This is a genomic window from Mesorhizobium sp. M7A.F.Ca.US.006.04.2.1 (assembly GCF_004022915.1).
GTDB classification, from domain to species: Bacteria; Pseudomonadota; Alphaproteobacteria; order Rhizobiales; family Rhizobiaceae; genus Mesorhizobium; species Mesorhizobium ciceri.
On sequence record NZ_RZQA01001535.1, the window covers coordinates 1 to 651 of the forward strand.

At 65.3% G+C, this 651-nt stretch carries 1 pseudogene; it reads left to right on the plus strand.

Annotation, left to right across the window (positions count from 1 at the left end):
- Nucleotides 1-651 (plus strand): annotated as a pseudogene (locus EN925_RS38580) (class I SAM-dependent RNA methyltransferase); the annotation flags it as partial.

Sequence of the window (651 nt, forward strand, 5' to 3'; positions counted from 1 at the left end):
GTGCTGGAAGCATCGCCGCTGCGCATCGATCCCGCCTGCCGCCACTTCACCGAATGCGGCGGTTGCGCGCTCCAGCATTTCGAAGCCGAAGCCTATCGCCGGTGGAAGCGCGAAAAAGTGGCGCACACCCTGAAGGGCAAGGGCATCGATTGCGAGATCGGTGACCTGGTCGCCTGCGCACCGCAGACGCGCCGCCGTGTCGTGCTTGCCGCCCGGCGCACCGAGACAGGCATGCTGCTCGGCTTCCATCGCCATCTGTCGCCGGAGATCGTCGCCATATCGGAATGCCCGATCTCGCTGCCGGAGATCGTTGCCGCCCTCGATCGCTTGAGGGCGCTCGCCGAATTGGTCTGCGCAACCACCAAATCGTTCCGGCTGGCGGTCACCGTGACCGGTTCGGGGCTCGATGTCGCGGTTCACGAATCCGGCAAGCTCGGGGAGCACCAGCGCCGGATCGCGGCTAACTTCGTCATGGCGCAGGGCTTTGCCAGGCTGTCCATCGATGACGAAATCATTATCGAGCCGAAAAAGCCGGTGGTCATGTTCGGCAGCGTCGCTGTCGCCTTGCCCCCGGGCGCGTTCCTGCAGGCAACCGAGGCCGCCGAACAGGCGATGGCCGACATCGTCGGCGGACATCTGAAGCGTGCCAAG